This window comes from Bacteroides sp. AF25-38AC (assembly GCF_003602995.1).
GTDB classification, from domain to species: Bacteria; Bacteroidota; Bacteroidia; order Bacteroidales; family Bacteroidaceae; genus Bacteroides; species Bacteroides uniformis.
Genome location: NZ_QTMD01000029.1, coordinates 37,914 through 55,931, shown reverse-complemented (window position 1 = coordinate 55,931; position 18,018 = coordinate 37,914). Strand labels below are relative to the sequence as shown.

Here is an 18,018-nt window from a genome sequence, read left to right as displayed (position 1 = left end):
CGTAGTGAGGGGAAATCAGTTATTATGTCAAACAAATAATTAGCAATGCCCTCTCTGTTTCCCTCCCTACGGGGGAGGGCAAGGGGAGAGGCTTTTAACAAGATGAATAGGGACACTGCTTTGGTGGTATTCAGTGGCGGGCAGGACTCGACCACTTGCCTCTTTTGGGCAAAACGTGAATTTAAGAAAGTGTATGCGCTGAGTTTTCTGTATGGACAGAAACATCAGAAGGAAGTGGACTTGGCGAGGGCCATTGCCCGTAAGGCAGGTGTGGAGTTCGAAGTAATGGATGTTTCCTTTATCGGCCGGCTGGGACATAACTCATTGACAGATGCCGGCATGGAGATGGACCAGGAGAAGCCGGCAGACAGCTTTCCGAATACTTTTGTGCCGGGACGCAATCTGTTTTTCCTGAGTATAGCCGCCGTCTACGCCCGCGAGCGGGGGATTAATCATATTGTGACGGGGGTGTCGCAGACCGATTTCAGCGGTTATCCCGATTGCCGGGATGCTTTCATCAAGTCGCTTAACGTGACGCTGAACCTGGCTATGGACGAGCAATTCGTACTGCACACACCACTGATGTGGATTGACAAAGCGGAGACCTGGGCGCTGGCAGACGAGCTTGGAGTGCTCGAACTTATACGTCACGAAACGCTGACTTGTTATAACGGTATCCCGGGAGATGGTTGTGGACACTGCCCGGCATGCACGTTGCGCAGAGAAGGATTGGAAAAGTTTTTGGCTTCTACTAAATGAGGCACACTTGTATCACTAAAAATATATGGCTATGACAGAATTGAAAGACCAACTTTCCCTTTTGGGGAGAAAGACAGAATACCGTCAGGACTATGCCCCCGAAGTATTGGAGGCATTTGATAACAAGCATCCCGGCAATGACTACTGGGTGCGTTTCAACTGCCCCGAATTCACCAGCCTCTGTCCCATCACGGGGCAACCGGACTTTGCGGAAATCCGTATTTGCTATATCCCCGATGTCAAGATGGTAGAGAGCAAGAGTTTGAAACTCTACTTGTTCAGCTTCCGCAATCATGGTGCTTTCCACGAGGATTGCGTGAACATCATAATGAAAGACCTCATTCATTTGATGAACCCTAAGTATATTGAGGTGACGGGTATCTTCACCCCGCGCGGAGGCATCTCCATTTATCCGTATGCCAATTACGGACGTCCCGGCACGAAGTTCGAGCAGATGGCAGAGCATCGTTTGATGAACCGTGAATGAGGACTGTTTTTGAAGGCCTCCGTAAATAATAAAGGGAGGCTTTGGGAGCAAATGATTGTTGCGCCGCTATATTTTATATTCTTGCTTACTAAAAACTATTCGTCCGACATATGTTTAATTATCGTCCAACAGCTATCGGACGATAATTAAACATATGTCGGACGATAATGTAACGACTGTCGGACGAATAGTCTTTAGTCAATGAAACATTAACCTGCTACCATCTTGGAAAGAATCTTTCCTATAGAGGATAGTAGGGGATGACTTTTGCAAAGATATAGACGATTCTTTAATAAAAATAGCGCCTTTTCCCAAAGACGCTATTCCCTCTTTATGACTTATTCACTACAAAGGGTTATTTTATTCTTTTGTAGCCATAGACAGCAAGGTTACCCAGTTCTTCTTCGATGCGCAATAGTTGGTTGTACTTCGCCATGCGGTCGGAGCGGCTCAGAGAACCGGTCTTGATTTGTCCGCTGTTGGTGGCAACGGCAATGTCTGCAATGGTGGCGTCCTCGGTTTCGCCGGAACGGTGAGAAGTCACTGTGGTATAACCGTGGCGGTGTGCCATTTCGATAGCATCCAGCGTTTCACTGAGTGAACCGATTTGATTGACTTTGATAAGGATGGAATTGGCGCAGCCCATGGCAATACCTTTTTCAAGGAATTCCACGTTAGTCACGAACAGGTCGTCGCCAACCAGCTGGCAACGGTTGCCGATGCGTTCGGTCAACTTCTTCCAGCCTTCCCAGTCGTTTTCGCTCATGCCATCCTCGATGGAGTCAATCGGGTAGTTATTAATCAAATCTTCCAAGTAAGCTATTTGTTCGTCGGCAGTACGTTTTTTACCATTTTCGCCTTCAAAGATGGAGTAGTCATAGATACCGTTCTTAAAGAACTCGGATGAGGCACAGTCCATACCGATTTTCACATCCTTGCCCGGTTCGTAGCCGGCAGCCTTGATGGCGCTCATGATGGAGTCCAGCGCATCTTCTGTTCCTGCCAGTGCCGGTGCAAAACCGCCTTCGTCACCTACGGCAGTGCTGAGGCCGCGGTCGTGCAACACTTTTTTCAAGGCGTGGAATACTTCGGCTCCCATGCGCAGGCCTTCACGGAAGGAAGAGGCGCCTACCGGCCGAATCATAAATTCTTGGAAAGCGATAGGAGCGTCGCTGTGTGAACCTCCATTGATGATATTCATCATCGGGACCGGCATTACGTAGGTATTTACTCCACCGATATATCTGTATAAAGGTATATCGAGATAATTGGCAGCGGCTTTGGCTACTGCCAGTGAGACACCCAGAATGGCGTTGGCACCCAGCTTGGATTTGGTAGGCGTGCCGTCCAACTCAAGCATCTTGTGGTCGATGGTACGCTGTTCCAGTGACGACCAGCCAATCAGTGCCGGTGCGATTATCTTGTTGACGTTTTCTACTGCTTTTAGTGTACCTTTACCACCGTAGCGTTGCTTGTCGCCATCGCGAAGTTCCAGCGCTTCGTGCTCGCCGGTAGAAGCACCGGAAGGCACTGCTGCGCGTCCCATAACACCACATTCCAGAATAACGTCCACTTCTACTGTGGGATTGCCGCGTGAATCAAGGATTTCACGGGCTACAATCTTTTCAATTTTCATACTTAAACTTTAATAATTTATTGTCCGTTGTCTTGTTTTAATTTGCAGCAAAGGTCGTACAAAAAGGCATATTGGGCAATACCTATAAATAGGGGTTTTTCATTTCCCGGCTCCTCTTTTTTTAGATTTATTATTGATAATACCCATCAATGGTGATTGCGTAATATGATATATACGATAAATCCACTCCATATAATTACCTACAATAAGCGATTGCACAGCTGGCTGTTAATAATGACCTTTGCACCGGTTTACTAACAACATTATAATTATTATAAAATTGAAAGCATATACACTTAAATTCTCGCTGCTGTTTTTCCTTCTGTTGGCTTCTCTGTCTGTACATGCGCAGAGGAGAGGAGGGATGATTTCGGGTAGAATCATTTCTACGGAAAAAGAAACGGTGGATTTTGCGACTGTTTATCTGAAAGGGACGAGTTATGGAGGAACCACGAATCAGGAAGGCCTCTATCACATCAAGGCGCCTGCCGGCGACTATACGCTGGTGGTGTCTGCCGTAGGTTATACAAAGGTGGAGAAAAAGGTGAAACTGGTCAATGATGAGCGGATGAAGCTGAACATAACCATCGCTCCCGAAACGCAACAGCTGGACGAGGTGACTATCGTTTCTACCGGAGTAAGCCGGGTGAAGAGGTCGGCATTCAATGCTGTGGCAGTCGATACAAAGGAACTCCAGAACACCACGAAGAATCTGAGCGATGCCTTGACCAAGGCTCCGGGCATGAAACTCCGTGAGTCGGGTGGGGTAGGTTCGGATATGCAGTTGATGCTGGACGGTTTTAGCGGAAAGCACGTCAAGGTGTTCATTGACGGTGTGCCGCAGGAAGGTGTGGGAAGCTCCTTCAGCCTGAACAATATTCCGGTGAGCTTTGCCGACCGTATAGAGGTATATAAGGGTGTAGTTCCCGTGGGCTTCGGTACGGATGCCATTGGCGGTGTCATCAATATTGTTACCAACAAGAAACGCCGGAACTGGTTCCTGGATGCTTCTTATTCTTACGGCTCGTTCAATACCCACCGCTCATACGTTAACTTCGGACAGACTTTCAAGAACGGTTTCAGCTATGAAATCAATGCCTTTCAAAACTACTCGGACAACGATTATCATGTAGATGCGCCGGTAAAGGATTTTGAGACGGGCAGTTTCAACGAAAGTGAGAAGGTGCGCGTGAAGCGTTTCAATGATACTTACCACAACGAAGCCATTGTGGCCAAAGCGGGTATTGTGGACAAAAGTTGGGCAGACCGGCTGATGTTCGGTTTCACCTATTCGCACATGTACAAGGACATACAGACCGGTGTACGCCAGAAGACAGTCTTCGGAGAAAAGCACCGCTTCGGTCATTCACTAATGCCTTCGATGGAATACAGCAAACGCAACTTGATAATCAAGGGGCTGGATATGGTGTTGACAGCCAACTACAATCGCAATGCCACTACGAATGTGGATACTGCCCGCTATGAATACAACTGGCTTGGTGAGAAACATCCGCTGAACAGTCCCGGCGAACAGTCCCGCCAGTATTCCCGTGCCGATAATGACAATTGGAACGGTACATTGACCTTGAATTACCGCATTGCCAGAGTCCACATGCTGACTTTCAATCATGTGTTGAGTGCATTCCAGCGTGATAATACTTCACTGTTGGCGGTGGAAGAACAGACGGATGCCATTGCCAAGCAGACCCGCAAGAATATCTCCGGTTTGTCATACCGCCTGATGCCTTCCGAAAAGTGGAACTTCTCGGCATTCGGCAAATACTACCGCCAGTATGTGGCAGGACCTATGGCCGAGGATGATACCGGTAGTAATTATGTACGCACCAGCCGTACGGTAGACTCTTGGGGATATGGTGCTGCCGGAACCTACTTCATCCTGCCCGGCTTGCAGGCGAAGCTCTCTTATGAAAAAGCTTACCGCCTGCCCACTATCGAAGAGATGTTTGGTGACGAAGACCTGGAGAGTGGAGACATCGGCATCCGTCCCGAGAAAAGTGACAACATCAACTTGAACCTGAGTTATTCCCGGAGTTTTGGAAAACATTCTGTCTACGTGGAAGGCGGTGTGGTATACCGCAATACGAAGGATTATATCCAGCGCAATATCCAGGACTTGAGCGGAGGAAAAGAAGGGGCCACTTATACCAACTACGGCAAGGTGCTGACGAAGGGATACAATGTATCGGCACGCTATGGCTTCGGACGCTGGCTGAGTGTGGGCGGCAACTTCACGCAGATGAATGTGCGTGACAATGAGAAGATGCAAATCGGCAGTACCGGCAACTCTGTGGAAAATCTCGGTTACAAGGCACGCATTCCCAATGTGCCCTATCAGTTTGCTGATTTTGACGTAAACTTCTATTGGCGCGACCTCTGGAAGAAAGGGAATATGCTGTCCGTGACTTACGACAACCAGTACATGCACAGCTTCTCCTACTATTCGCAGGCCATCGGTAGCAAGAACAAGGATTTCATGGTACCCGACCAGTTCTCCCATAACCTGACATTGAGCTATAGTCTGAAGAATGGCCGCTATAATATCTCGTTTGAATGCCGCAACTTCACGAACGAGGATTTGTACGACAATTTCAGTCTTCAGAAAGCCGGGCGTGCGTTCTATGGCAAGGTACGTGTACATTTTGGTGATTAATAAATATAATGGTTTTAATAGGTGTAATTAATAAGAAGAACAAATGAAGAAGAATTATCTTTTGTCCGGCCTCTTGGCAATGGCAATGACCGGAATGGCTTTAATTTCTTGTACAGACACAGACGAACCGGGTTCCGGCTCCGGTTCCGGTTCAAAGGGTAACTATGTGATAGCTGCCACGGCTACAGTTTCAGGTAGCTCCGTTCCTGTCCTGCTGACAGCCGAGTCACTGGAAAGCGGTGAAATTACTGCTGCCGGCAATGGCCTTGTGAACGATGGGGCTACTTACTGGGTGTTCTACGGAAACAAATATCTGTATGCCTTGAACTATCACCAGGGAAATGCAGGCACTACCCAGTCGTTCATTATGAATACAAACGGTGAACTGGAAAAACGTAGCCAGGAGTATAACGTCAATCGTTTCACTACCTACGGCTATTATGACCAATTTATAATGACGACTTCTACCGGCGACGGCCCTACGGAACTGAATGATGCAAATGGATATACTCCCCAATCTTTTTTGATTTCCTATCTGGATGTCGAGAAACAGACTTATACAAAGAACTCGGTAACAAAGGATACTCCATTTCTTGCCGAAAATTTCCTTGAAAATGGTGAATACGTAACACTGGCCGGTATAGAACAAGTGGGCAGTAAGGTTTATGCAGCAGCCATTCCCATGGGGCTTAGCCAGTATGGTTGCATGCAGAAGAACGAAGACGGTAGCTACAAGTGGGTGCTTTCCGGTAATGAGGATTTAATAAAGACAGAATCCGGCGGGCAGGGTAGCGGTGCCTATGAGAAGGACGAATTGCAATGGACCCAGTATCCTAATGAATGCCATATCGCTATCTTTGGTGATCAGACACTGAATTCTCATAAGGTCATCACTACAGACAAAATCAGTTATGCTGCCGGACGTAACCGTTCACAGTACTACCAGATGAACTGGCTTGCCGACGACGGCTATGTATATGTATTTTCTCCGAGCTATGCCAAGACCATGAGTGATTCGCGTCAGCAGACTACATTGCCTGCTGGAGTTGTACGCATCGATACCAAAGCAGAAGAATTTGATGCCGCTTATTACTATAATCTTGAAGAGAAAGCCAATGGCGCCTCTTTCTTGCGGACTTGGTATATTTCAGGTAATTATTTCCTGCTGCTGATGTATGATAAGGCAATTACGGCATCAGACAAGGTTGCCAACCAACTTGCCGTCTTCAATGCCTCCACTGGAGCTTTGACTTATGTGAACGGCCTTCCAAGCGATGTCTCTGGCTTTGGTAATACCCCGTACATGGAAAATGGCAACGCATATGTGGCAGTCACTACCTCTTCCGGCTATCCTGCCATCTATAAGGTAGACCCTGCCAATGCAACAGCTACCAAAGGTCTGGTTGTCAATGCAACCCAACTGAACGGTGTAGGTAAACTGGAATAAAGCTCCTATGAAGAAAGTTTTTCGTAAGATACATTTATGGCTTTCAGTCCCCTTCGGGCTACTGATTACCCTTATCTGTTTTTCCGGAGCCATGCTGGTATTCGAGACGGAGGTGATGGAGCTCTGCCACCGCGACCTCTACTATGTGGAGAAAGTCGGGCCGGCACCGCTTCCCATGGGCAAGGTGGCCGAAAAAGTGGCCGCTACTCTGCCGGATAGTGTTTCTGTGACGGGTGTCACAGCCTCGTCTGCTCCGGAGCGTGCCTGGCAGGTGAACCTTTCCAAACCTCGTCGTGCTTCCGTCTATGTAGACCAGTATACGGGTGAGATAAAGGGCAAGTATGAGCGTGCGCCGTTTTTCACGACCATGTTCCGCCTGCATCGCTGGTTGCTGGACAGCATGAAGCCCGATGGAGGCATCTTCTGGGGGAAAATGATTGTGGGCACTGCCACGCTGATGTTTGTCTTTGTCCTGATATCGGGCATTGTCATCTGGTGGCCCCGTACAAAAAAGGCTTTGAAGAACAGTTTGAAGATTGTTTCCGGTAAGGGTTGGCGTCGGTTCTGCTATGACCTGCATGTGGCAGGCGGTATGTACACGCTGGTTCTTCTGTTGGTAATGGCGCTTACGGGACTGTCATGGTCTTTCTCCTGGTACCGCACCGGCTTCTACAAAGTTTTCGGAGTGGAAACCACGCAAGGGGGTGGAGGACATGGTGCTTCGGCACAAACTGCTGCCCAGGGAGGAGAACGGGCTCAAGGCCGGTCTGGTGGCAGACCGGGAGGTGAGCATCGTGAAAGAAATTCTTTCTCTCCTTTTACAAGCTGGCAGAAGGTTTACGAAGAACTGAAGGAACTCAATCCTGATTATAAACAGATTACCGTGTTCAAAGGCTCTGCTACGGTTTCTTTCAATCGGTTGGGCAACCAGCGTGCTGCCGACCGCTATACGTTCAATCCCCGTAGCGGTGAAATCACCGGGGCTACCTTATATAAGGATGCCGACGCTTCAGGAAAAATCCGTGGCTGGATATTCTCCGTTCATGTAGGCAGTTGGGGAGGGCTGACCACCCGCATATTGAGTTTCCTTGCCGCTTTGGTAGGGGCCAGCTTGCCGCTGACGGGCTATTATCTTTGGATTCGCAGATTGATTCGGAAGGGCAGTAGGAAAGCGAACATACAATTAAAGAAAGTTGCTTAGAAAAAGCAGGCAGTTTTATAAAAGGATGAAGATGTCCACAAGATGCGCAGGCGTGCGTGTTTTGTGGACGTTTTCATATAGGTATGTCTGGAGAATGAATGCTTTATTAAAAATACTGAAAAATAAATGGAAAAATGTAATCATGATTACACTTTTTTAGATTGTAACTGCCTATTTTTGCTGAAAATATTCATTTTATGGCGAAGTTACCAATCATAAGTAAACTATTTCCGTCCTACAGATGGAAAGTAACGGCACTCATTGTATGCGGTGTCCTCGTCGGCGGCGGAGGCTTGTTTATGTATCTTCTCCGGGCGCACACTTATCTGGGAGATGACCCTGCGGCATGTGTCAACTGCCACATCATGGCTTCTTATTATGCAACCTGGATGCACAGTTCCCACAGCCGGGATGCCACTTGTAACGATTGCCATGTCCCTCATGAAAATATAGTAAAGAAATGGGCTTTCAAAGGCATGGACGGCATGAAGCACGTGGGTGCCTTTCTCACTAAAAGCGAACCGCAGGCTATCCAAGCCGAGGCAGCAAGTGCGCAGGTCATTATGAATAATTGCATCCGTTGCCATACGCAACTGACCAACGAGTTTGTGGATGCTGGTAAAATAGACTACATGATGACCCTCACCGGCGACGGAAAGGCATGCTGGGATTGCCACCGCGACGTGCCTCATGGTGGAATGAACAGTCTTTCGTCTACACCCGCTGCATTGGTACCCTATCCGGAATCTCCCGTGCCGGAGTGGTTGCAGAAACTGATAAAGGAATAATAACAATAAATCTTCATAGATATGGAAAAGAGATTAAAATCGTGGCAAGGATGGCTGTTGTTCGGTGGTTCAATGGTCGTTGTATTTGTCTTGGGGCTATGTGTTTCTGCCTTGATGGAGCGCAGGGCCGAGCTGGCAAGTGTATTCAATAACCGCAAAACAGTGATTGAGGGAATTGAGGCACGCAACGAAGTCTTTAAGAGTGATTTCCCCCGTGAGTATCAGACATGGACTGAAACTGCCAAGACCGACTTCCAGAGTGAATTCAATGGAAATGTGGCTGTGGATGTATTGGAACAGCGTCCCGAGATGGTAGTGCTCTGGGCGGGATATGCCTTCTCCAAGGACTATTCCACTCCGCGCGGACATATGCATGCCATCGAGGACATTACGGCAACTCTTCGTACCGGTGCGCCTGCCACTGCTACGGATGGCCCGCAGCCTTCTACTTGCTGGACTTGCAAGAGCCCCGATGTGCCCCGCATGATGGAAGCTATCGGTGTGGATGCTTTCTATAACAATAAGTGGGGCGCTTTGGGCGATGAAATTGTAAACCCGATTGGTTGTGCCGACTGCCACGAACCGGAAAACATGAACCTGCATATCAGCCGTCCGGCTTTGATAGAGGCTTTTGAACGCCAAGGCAAGGATATTACCAAGGCCACTCCGCAGGAGATGCGTTCACTGGTATGTGCGCAGTGCCATGTGGAGTATTACTTCAAGGGCGACGGCAAGTACCTGACTTTCCCCTGGGACAAAGGTTTTACGGTGGAAGACATGGAAGCCTATTATGATGAGGCTGGTTTCTACGACTATATACACAAGTTGAGCCGTACCCCTATCCTGAAAGCGCAGCACCCCGATTTTGAAATAGCCCAGATGGGGATTCACGGCCAGCGTGGCGTATCGTGTGCGGACTGCCACATGCCTTATAAGAGTGAAGGTGGCGTGAAGTTCAGCGACCACCATATACAGAGTCCGTTGGCTATGATAGACCGTACCTGCCAAACCTGCCACCGCGAAAGTGAGGAAACTTTGCGCAACAACGTCTACGAACGCCAGCGCAAGGCCAATGAAATCCGTAACCGCTTGGAGCAGGAACTTGCCAAAGCCCATATCGAAGCTAAATTTGCTTGGGATAAGGGAGCTACGGAAGAGCAGATGAAAGATGTGTTGGCGCTGATTCGTCAGGCACAATGGCGTTGGGACTTCGGTGTGGCATCTCACGGTGGCTCTTTCCACGCACCGCAAGAAATCCAGCGTGTCTTGTCTCATGGGTTGGATAGAGCCATGCAGGCGCGTTTGGCTATCTCCAAGGTGCTGGCGAAGCATGGATATACAGACAATGTTCCTATGCCGGATATCTCCACCAAAGACAAGGCGCAGGAATATATCGGGCTCGATATGGATGCCGAAAGAGCTGCAAAGGACAATTTCCTGAAGACTACAGCACCGGCTTGGCTGGAAAAAGCGAAAGCTAACAACCGGTTAGCACTAAAATAAATTTGTACATCGTCAAATCATAAATCAGAAGATGTGGAAGAAACCGTGGGGGTATAAGGAAGGTTTTATCTGTGGGGCAGGACTGTTTGTCACGGGCTTGCTGTTACAGTGGAGCGTTGGAGGCATTCGTTGGGGCTTGTTTGCATGGCCGGTCAATATCATTGTTCTGGTGCTGTTCTTGCTGTTGCTGGCAGGGATGCATGGGCTTCGCAAACGGGTGTATTGTTTCGGATGGCTCAGTCATTATACGGCTGCAGTTTCTTCCCTGGTCTGTGTGGCGGCTATCACTGTCATTATGGGGTTGGTACGGCAGGTTCCCTCCACCCATCCTTCGGCAGATGTCATCGGCTTTTCGAAAATGCTTTCTTTTGGGCCGTTTGTGTTACTTTATGTCTGGCTGGTTGCTGTCTTAGGGATGACTATTCTCCGTGCCGCTATCCCCTTCAATGTGCGTAAGATTCCTTTTCTGCTGAATCATGCCGGCTTGTTTGTTGCCCTTCTGACGGCAACGCTGGGCAATGCGGATATGCAGCGTCTTAAAATGATTACCCAATTGGGCAAGACCGAATGGCGTGCCATAGATGAGGGCGGCAAGCTGACGGAACTTCCGCTTGCTGTTGAGCTGAAAGAATTTACTATACACGAGTATCCTCCCAAACTGATGCTGATAGACAATGAGACGGGGCAGGCACTGCCGAAGGATATGCCGGAACATTTGTTGCTGGAAGAGAAGGTGGAACGGGGAAAATTGCTGGATTGGGACATCTCCATTTTTCAAACCATTCCTATGGCTGCCTCCGTGGCTACGGAAGATACCTTAAAGTTTACTGAATTCCATTCGATGGGAGCTGCCTATGCCGTTTATCTGAAAGCGGTGAACACCGCCTCCGGACAGTCGAAGGAGGGATGGGTGAGTTGCGGCAGCTTCATGTTCCCCTATAAGGCATTGCGTTTGTCGGAGCAGACCAGTCTGGTGATGCCCGAACGTGAGCCGCAACGGTTTGTGTCTGCTGTTACGGTTTATACGCAGGCGGGAGATGTGGTGGAAGACACTATCGAGGTGAATCGTCCGTTGAAGATATCCGGGTGGAATATTTATCAATTGAGCTATGACGAGACGAAGGGACGGTGGAGTGATGTCAGTGTCTTTGAACTGGTGCGCGACCCCTGGCTCCCGGCTGTATATGCCGGCATTATAATGATGGTGCTGGGAGCAGTCTGCTTGTTTGTCAATGCACCAAAAGGAAAAGAAGAAAGAAAGGAGGAGACGGTATGAGTTGGGATTATTTTGCTCTGTTTGCCATTGTCGCTTTACTCTTCTGGGGATGGGGAGCTTTCGCTGCATGGCGTGGAAAACGCCCGGCAGTGGTATATACCTTTACCTGCCTGGGACTGGTTGTCTTTTTCAGTTTCATTGTCGGTATGTGGATTTCTTTGGAACGTCCTCCGATGCGGACGATGGGAGAGACCCGTCTGTGGTATTCGTTTTTTCTTCCGTTGGCGGGAATCATCACTTATGGCCGTTGGAAGTATAAATGGATTCTCGGTTTCAGTACCATTTTGTCACTGGTGTTTGTCTGCATCAATATATTCAAGCCCGAAATACACAATAAGACTTTGATGCCCGCCTTGCAGAGCCCGTGGTTCACTCCTCATGTCATTGTTTATATGTTTGCCTACGCCATGCTGGGTGCCGCTACGGTGATGGCTGTCTACCTGCTGTGGTTCAAGAAGAAGGGGATTGAAAGGCATGAGATGGCTCTGTGCGATAACTTGACTTATGTAGGGCTTGCTTTCATGACGCTGGGTATGCTGTCCGGTGCCGTCTGGGCAAAAGCTGCTTGGGGACACTATTGGGCATGGGACCCTAAAGAGACTTGGGCGGCGGCTACCTGGTTTTCCTATCTGGCATATATCCATTTCCGTCTGGGGCGTCCCGCGGCACATCGCAAGGCATTGGTCGGCCTGCTTGTATCTTTTCTGCTGTTGCAAATGTGCTGGTACGGCATCAATTATTTGCCCTCGGCACAAGGAGTGAGTGTACATACGTATAACTTAAATTAAAATACTTATGAAGATAGTTTATTTGGCATTAGGCTTATGGCTGTTGCCCGGAATGTTGTGGGCGCAAAGTGCGGAGAAAGAGAACGAATTCACCATGTCGATGCAAATCAGACCCCGTGCAGAATACCGTAACGGTGCACAGTTCCCACGTTTCGAGGGAGACAAAGCAGCTGCATTCATCAACAACCGTGCACGCCTTTCCATGGAGTACAAACGCTCGGACTTGAGCATGAAGATTTCCGCCCAGCATGTAGGGGTGTGGGGACAAGACCCGCAGATAGATACTAACGGGCGTTTCATCATGAACGAAGCATGGGCAAAGCTCGATTTCGGTGCCGGTTTTTTTGCACAACTGGGACGCCAGACCTTGTCTTATGATGACGAACGTATTTTAGGAGGACTGGACTGGAATGTCGCAGGTCGCTATCATGATGCCTTGAAGCTGGGCTATGCCAAGAATGCCCACCAACTGCATTTCATTCTTGCCTTCAACCAAAACAAGGAAAAGTCAAAAGGCGGTACCTATTATTATGACGGCGCGCAACCTTACAAGAATATGCAGACCCTTTGGTATCATTATGCGGCGCAAGCTTCCAATCTTGATGTCTCTTTATTGTTCATGAATCTGGGGCTGGAAACCGGTGATGCGGAGACCGAGACCTCCCGTACCCGCTATTTGCAGACGTTTGGTACTTACGTGACTTATCAACCGGAATCGGGAAACTGGCTGCCCGTGCAGGCTGCTTTCTATTACCAGACCGGAAAGAACAAGAATGCGCAGAGTGTATCTGCCTTTATGGCAAGCGTGAAGGCTGCCTATGCCATAGACAAGCAATGGAGTGTGAGCTTGGGTTATGATTATCTGAGTGGAAGTGACGGGGAGGGTGACAAGTTCAAGGCTTTCGATCCCCTTTACGGAACACATCATAAGTTCTATGGAGCGATGGATTATTTCTATGCTTCTGCCTGGCAGGGAGTCGCTCCCGGTTTGCAGGATGCCCAGTTGGGTGTTAACTTCAAGACATCCAAGCAGGTGAGTATGCAATTGAATTATCACTATTTTGCTACTGCTGCCAAGCTGGATGATGTAAAAAAGGGATTGGGTTCGGAGATAGACTATCAGCTTGACTGGAATGTGATGAAGGGCGTGAAGCTTTCTGCCGGTTACTCCATCATGCGGGGTACGAAGTCCATGGGCGTGGCGAAAGGCGGCGACCATAAACGTTGGCAGGATTGGGGCTGGGTATCTGTCAACATCAATCCGAGAATCTTGTTTGTAAAATGGTAGTTTAGATATACTCTTTCAGAGCTGCTTCATTCAATACCTCAATTTTCTTACCCGTCATTAGGATAATACCTTCTTTGGTCATCTTATTGATTTCCTTTGAAAGTGCCGGGCGGGTTACATTGAGGTATTCTGCCAGCTCAGATTGGGTATGCGCTATGGTGATGCTGGTAGAGTTGGAAATTCTGTTTTCAAACAGATAGACGACAAACCTTTCGCGGACTGTTTTGCGGGAAAGGGCTTTTAATCGCGAAACCGTGCAGGCATTGCAATTTCCCGTTATGCAAAGGAAGTTGTGCAGCACTTTGGGATCCTGGCTGATAAGTTTGAAGGTGGATTCTTTGGTCGCAGTGAATAGGATACAGTCTTCAATGGCGGTAAAAGTTGCCGGCAGTGTGGTGTTGCTGCCGAAGAGATGGGGAGTGGCAAAGGCCCGGGGGGCAACGATGTATTCTACCATAACCTTATTGCCCAGGCCGTCTATAATATCTACACGCAATTTGCCTTCCAATAGTATATATAGCTTCTTGCAGGGGGTGCCTTGCCGGGCAACTATATCTTTCTTGTCTATAGAATAGACTGAATATTCCAGTTTCTCAAGCAGCGATTGCTTGATATTATGTGGCAAATCCCTTAGTAGAGGGATTTGGAACAATAACTGTTCGTACTTTTCATCCAGTAGAATCTTTTCCATAGCTTTTTATTCTTGGACAAAGGTAAGAATAATATATAAGTGCGGGCATTTTTTATAAATACTTTTGGGCAGAGATTTCATTTATCCGCATTTCCTTCTTTTCTATCCGGATGCATCCTTCGCTTGCCAGCTCCGATAAGGCACGTGCCAGCGAGGGACGAGCCACTCCCAGTATTTGTGCCACTTCCTGCTGGTTGAGTATCGTGCCATGCATGCGTAGATAGTTCAGTATGCGCGATTTTAGGCTTTGCAGGGCAAAGGCATTCAGCTTTTTGGAGAGAAACAGAGTTCTGTCCGATACCAGTTGCAGAAAGTTGCGCATCACAGTGGGGTGTCGATGCAGGAATTCCAGGAAGACATTCTTGTTTATGATGAGTATCTCACATTTCTCTTTTGCTTCGATATTTACCGGGAAGCGGTTTTCGGAGGCAAAGACAAAAGCCGGGGCAAGTAGTTGCGGGGCTTTCAGCGTTTCTATGGTGAGTTGCTTTCCCTCTGCACTGACCATTTGGGTACGCACACTGCCGCAGCACAATATGAATAGAGAACGGTATGCTTCTCCCTGCATGGCAATAAAGTCAGCAGGTTTGCATTGCCTGCGTGCATGTTCGGGTGCCAGGATGAGGGATAATAATTCTTCTTCTGTTATGCCTTGAAAAGGAGGTATTTTCAATAATGTATGGATTTCCATTCTCTTTTTTACTTTTTTGTGATTCGATGTAACATTCGTGACAGTTTTCGCGTTGTAGAACTCTCATCTTTGCACAAAGATAATGCAAACCGAAAGTAATAGAAAATAAGCTTGCTTATTTTTATTGCTAAGGTGCCGCTTCTTTTATGGAAAGATAATGTAAACTTTTAAATGAATAGGAATATGGAATCAAACATGTTTTGTTATCAATGTCAGGAGACTGCCAAAGGAACTGGCTGTATATTGAAAGGTGTGTGTGGAAAAGAAAGCCATACGGCTCAAGCAATGGACTTGTTACTGTTTGTAGTCAGGGGCATCTCTGTTGTTGCCGATACATTACGTAAGGCAGATTGTCCGGTCTCTGAAGAAGTGAATGTTTTTGTGACGGATGCTCTGTTCTGCACCATTACGAATGCAAATTTCGACGATGAAAGCATCTTGAAGCGGGTGGATAAAGGAATCATCATGCGTAATGGATTGATTCAAGAAGCGGAACACAACAAAGTGTTCCTACCCAAAGTAGATGAACTGACTTGGCAGGGAACGCGTGATGACTATGCCGAAAAAGCGAAGACAGTAGGTGTTCTGCGTGAACAAGATGAAGACCTCCGCTCGTTGAAAGAATTGCTTGTCTATGGCTTGAAAGGTATGGCAGCCTATCTGGAGCATGCCATGCGTCTGGGATTCAATGATGATACGGTTCATGTTTTCATGCAACGCGCACTGGCTACCATTGCGGTTGAGTCTCTATCGGCAGAGGAGTGGGTGAAGCTGGTTCTCGAAGCCGGTGAGTTCGGAGTAAAGACAATGGCTCTATTGGATGCGGCCAATACCGGTACTTACGGTAATCCTGAAATTACAAAGGTGAATATCGGTGTGAAGAACCGTCCGGGAATTTTGATCAGCGGCCATGACTTGAAAGATATGGAAGAATTATTGAAACAGACTGAAGGCACGGGAGTAGACGTCTATACACATGGTGAAATGCTGCCTGCCCACTATTACCCCGCTTTCAAGAAATATTCCCATTTTGTAGGCAATTATGGTAATGCCTGGTGGAAACAGCGCGAAGAATTCACTTCCTTCAACGGACCGATTCTGTTTACCACCAATTGCATCGTTCCTCCTCTGGCAAATGCCGTGTATAAAGAACGTATGTTTACCACCAACTCTACCGGCTATCCGGGTTGCAAGTACATTGATAAGGATGCTGAAGGTAGGAAAGACTTTTCTGAAATCATAGAGATTGCCAAACAATGCCAGCCCCCGGTGGAGATAGAGCATGGAGAGATTATCGGCGGTTTTGCTCATAACCAGGTACTGCAACTGGCAGACAAGGTGGTAGATGCCGTGAAGAGCGGAGCCATACACCGCTTTATCGTAATGGCAGGCTGCGATGGACGTATGAAGAGTCGTGACTACTACACGGAATTTGCCAAAGCCTTGCCGCAAGATACCGTTATCCTGACCGCAGGTTGTGCCAAATACCGCTATAATAAACTTGGTTTGGGAGACATCAACGGCATTCCCCGTGTATTGGATGCCGGGCAGTGCAATGACAGCTATTCACTGGCGGTAATAGCCATGAAGCTGAAAGAAGTATTCCAGCTGAACGACATTAATGAACTTCCCATAGTCTACAACATAGCGTGGTACGAACAGAAAGCAGTTATTGTATTATTGGCATTATTGAGCCTCGGTGTGAAGGATATTCACTTAGGACCTACATTGCCCGCTTTCCTTTCTCCAAATGTCGTCAAGGTACTGGTTGATATGTTCCATATTGCAGGTATCGGTAGCGTGGAAGATGATTTGAAGAAATTCGGATTGTAAATAAGATGATGGGGTGATATCCTGCTATCACCCCATCATCTTATCCTCTTATCACATTATTTATCGCTTCCTCCGTTCCGCAGAACGGCCCGTGCGATTGTAGCTTTATGGTACACATGGCGGCGGCAAAGCATCCGGCTTCTCGATAAGACGCGCCTTTGTCGCGCATATACAGATATCCTACCATATAGGTGTCTCCGCATCCCGTTGCATCTGTAATCTGCAGGGCAGGGTAGGCGGGTATTTCGTGGAATTCTCCTTGGGCATAAATCAGCGAACCTTTATCTCCCAGGGTCAGCAGCACTTCCTTCACGCCCCAGTCTGCAATCAGCAATGCAGCTTCGTGCGGTTCACTGCATCCGGTCAGCACTTCCATTTCAGCTTCGTTGGCTTTCAGGATATGGATATACTTCAATGCTTCTTTCTTTTCCGGCCAGTCTACGGCCAGCACCTTTTCATTCTCCACCTTGCGGAGAAATCCTTGCACGTCTACCGAGAGGAGTCCCTTGCCGGACAAGAACTTGATGACCTCCAAAGAGAAGTCGTCGGCAAGCAGACTGCCCAAGTGGATAATCCGTGCATCGGTATCTTTCAAACCTTCCACGGTGAAAGGGTCTGCTTTTGCCGTGACACGTTGTGTACGTTCGTTTTGATTTTCTCCATAAATATTCTCGAAACAGACGGAATGTGTGCTGTGCAAGGCTTTGACGGAAATACCTTCTTTCCGAATGTCTTCCACAATGCCCATGTCAGTATCAGCCAAAGCTGTTACCAATAGAAAATCGTTAGCATTCAAGTGCTTGATGGCATGTGCGAAGTAGAAGGAGGTGCCTCCCGGCATATATATGGTATTTTTAGGGGTTACAACTTTATCTTGGGTAATATAACCGATGCAACATAGACTGTGTGTGTTCATTTCTTTGTTGGCTTTTTATTTCTTTATTGTATTGATTCCGTAA

Annotated in this window: 15 protein-coding genes; 11 read left to right on the top strand and 4 right to left on the bottom strand. The window is 47.9% G+C overall.

What is annotated here, in order from left to right; all coding sequences use genetic code 11:
* The first annotated feature begins 102 nt into the window (after nucleotides 1–102).
* The gene (gene queC / locus DWY55_RS17220) at nucleotides 103–759 is read left to right on the top strand and encodes a 7-cyano-7-deazaguanine synthase QueC (RefSeq protein WP_005831503.1); all 657 of its coding nucleotides are present in this window, start codon (nucleotides 103–105) and stop codon (nucleotides 757–759) included.
* A 31-nt stretch (nucleotides 760–790) separates the two neighbouring features.
* Nucleotides 791–1,246, top strand: coding sequence for a preQ(1) synthase (gene queF / locus DWY55_RS17215; RefSeq protein WP_008664917.1), 456 nt, complete (start codon nucleotides 791–793; stop codon nucleotides 1,244–1,246).
* A 355-nt stretch (nucleotides 1,247–1,601) separates the two neighbouring features.
* Here queF and eno read toward each other — a convergent pair whose 3' ends face one another.
* Nucleotides 1,602–2,882 (bottom strand): phosphopyruvate hydratase, encoded by a 1,281-nt coding sequence (gene eno, locus DWY55_RS17210; RefSeq protein WP_005831501.1) that lies wholly within the window; start codon nucleotides 2,880–2,882, stop codon nucleotides 1,602–1,604.
* A 364-nt stretch (nucleotides 2,883–3,246) separates the two neighbouring features.
* On the opposite strand from eno, the gene DWY55_RS17205 reads away from it, so the two are divergent.
* The 8 genes from DWY55_RS17205 (at nucleotide 3,247) to DWY55_RS17170 (ending at nucleotide 13,844) form a co-directional block, all read left to right on the top strand.
* Nucleotides 3,247–5,553, top strand: a complete 2,307-nt coding sequence (locus DWY55_RS17205; RefSeq protein WP_009038190.1) for a TonB-dependent receptor — start codon at nucleotides 3,247–3,249, stop codon at nucleotides 5,551–5,553.
* 43 nt (nucleotides 5,554–5,596) lie between these two features.
* A complete protein-coding gene (locus tag DWY55_RS17200) occupies nucleotides 5,597–7,000 on the top strand; it encodes a DUF4374 domain-containing protein (protein ID WP_005831492.1) in 1,404 nt (467 codons plus the stop codon).
* 7 nt (nucleotides 7,001–7,007) lie between these two features.
* Nucleotides 7,008–8,201: a PepSY-associated TM helix domain-containing protein gene (locus DWY55_RS17195; RefSeq protein ID WP_022402016.1), complete on the top strand. Its 1,194-nt coding sequence runs from the start codon at nucleotides 7,008–7,010 to the stop codon at nucleotides 8,199–8,201.
* 197 nt (nucleotides 8,202–8,398) lie between these two features.
* On the top strand, nucleotides 8,399–8,989 hold the full coding sequence (nrfH, locus tag DWY55_RS17190) for a cytochrome c nitrite reductase small subunit (protein ID WP_005831487.1): 591 nt from the start codon (nucleotides 8,399–8,401) through the stop codon (nucleotides 8,987–8,989).
* A gap of 21 nt (nucleotides 8,990–9,010) precedes the next feature.
* Nucleotides 9,011–10,492, top strand: coding sequence for an ammonia-forming cytochrome c nitrite reductase (gene nrfA, locus DWY55_RS17185; RefSeq protein ID WP_005831485.1), 1,482 nt, complete (start codon nucleotides 9,011–9,013; stop codon nucleotides 10,490–10,492).
* A 31-nt stretch (nucleotides 10,493–10,523) separates the two neighbouring features.
* Nucleotides 10,524–11,768, top strand: coding sequence for a cytochrome c biogenesis protein ResB (locus DWY55_RS17180; protein WP_005831483.1), 1,245 nt, complete (start codon nucleotides 10,524–10,526; stop codon nucleotides 11,766–11,768).
* Nucleotides 11,765–12,556 (top strand): cytochrome c biogenesis protein, encoded by a 792-nt coding sequence (locus DWY55_RS17175; protein ID WP_005831481.1) that lies wholly within the window; start codon nucleotides 11,765–11,767, stop codon nucleotides 12,554–12,556. Before DWY55_RS17180 ends, DWY55_RS17175 begins: the two co-directional genes overlap by 4 nt.
* Nucleotides 12,557–12,563: 7 nt before the next feature.
* On the top strand, nucleotides 12,564–13,844 hold the full coding sequence (locus tag DWY55_RS17170; protein WP_005831479.1) for an alginate export family protein: 1,281 nt from the start codon (nucleotides 12,564–12,566) through the stop codon (nucleotides 13,842–13,844).
* A gap of 1 nt (nucleotide 13,845) precedes the next feature.
* Here the strand turns inward: DWY55_RS17170 and DWY55_RS17165 are convergent, their stop codons facing one another.
* Nucleotides 13,846–14,535: a Crp/Fnr family transcriptional regulator gene (locus DWY55_RS17165; protein WP_005831477.1), complete on the bottom strand. Its 690-nt coding sequence runs from the start codon at nucleotides 14,533–14,535 to the stop codon at nucleotides 13,846–13,848.
* A gap of 52 nt (nucleotides 14,536–14,587) precedes the next feature.
* Entirely contained in the window at nucleotides 14,588–15,226 is a 639-nt protein-coding gene (locus DWY55_RS17160; protein ID WP_117879053.1) for a Crp/Fnr family transcriptional regulator, read from the bottom strand.
* Nucleotides 15,227–15,409: 183 nt separating this feature from the next.
* On the opposite strand from DWY55_RS17160, the gene hcp reads away from it, so the two are divergent.
* Nucleotides 15,410–17,059, top strand: a complete 1,650-nt coding sequence (gene hcp, locus DWY55_RS17155) for a hydroxylamine reductase (protein ID WP_022402018.1) — start codon at nucleotides 15,410–15,412, stop codon at nucleotides 17,057–17,059.
* Between the two features lie 40 nt (nucleotides 17,060–17,099).
* Here the strand turns inward: hcp and DWY55_RS17150 are convergent, their stop codons facing one another.
* Nucleotides 17,100–17,975 carry a PfkB family carbohydrate kinase gene (locus DWY55_RS17150; protein ID WP_061412187.1) on the bottom strand — a complete coding sequence of 292 codons (876 nt, stop codon included), beginning with the start codon at nucleotides 17,973–17,975 and terminating at the stop codon, nucleotides 17,100–17,102.
* Nucleotides 17,976–18,018 lie beyond the last annotated feature (43 nt).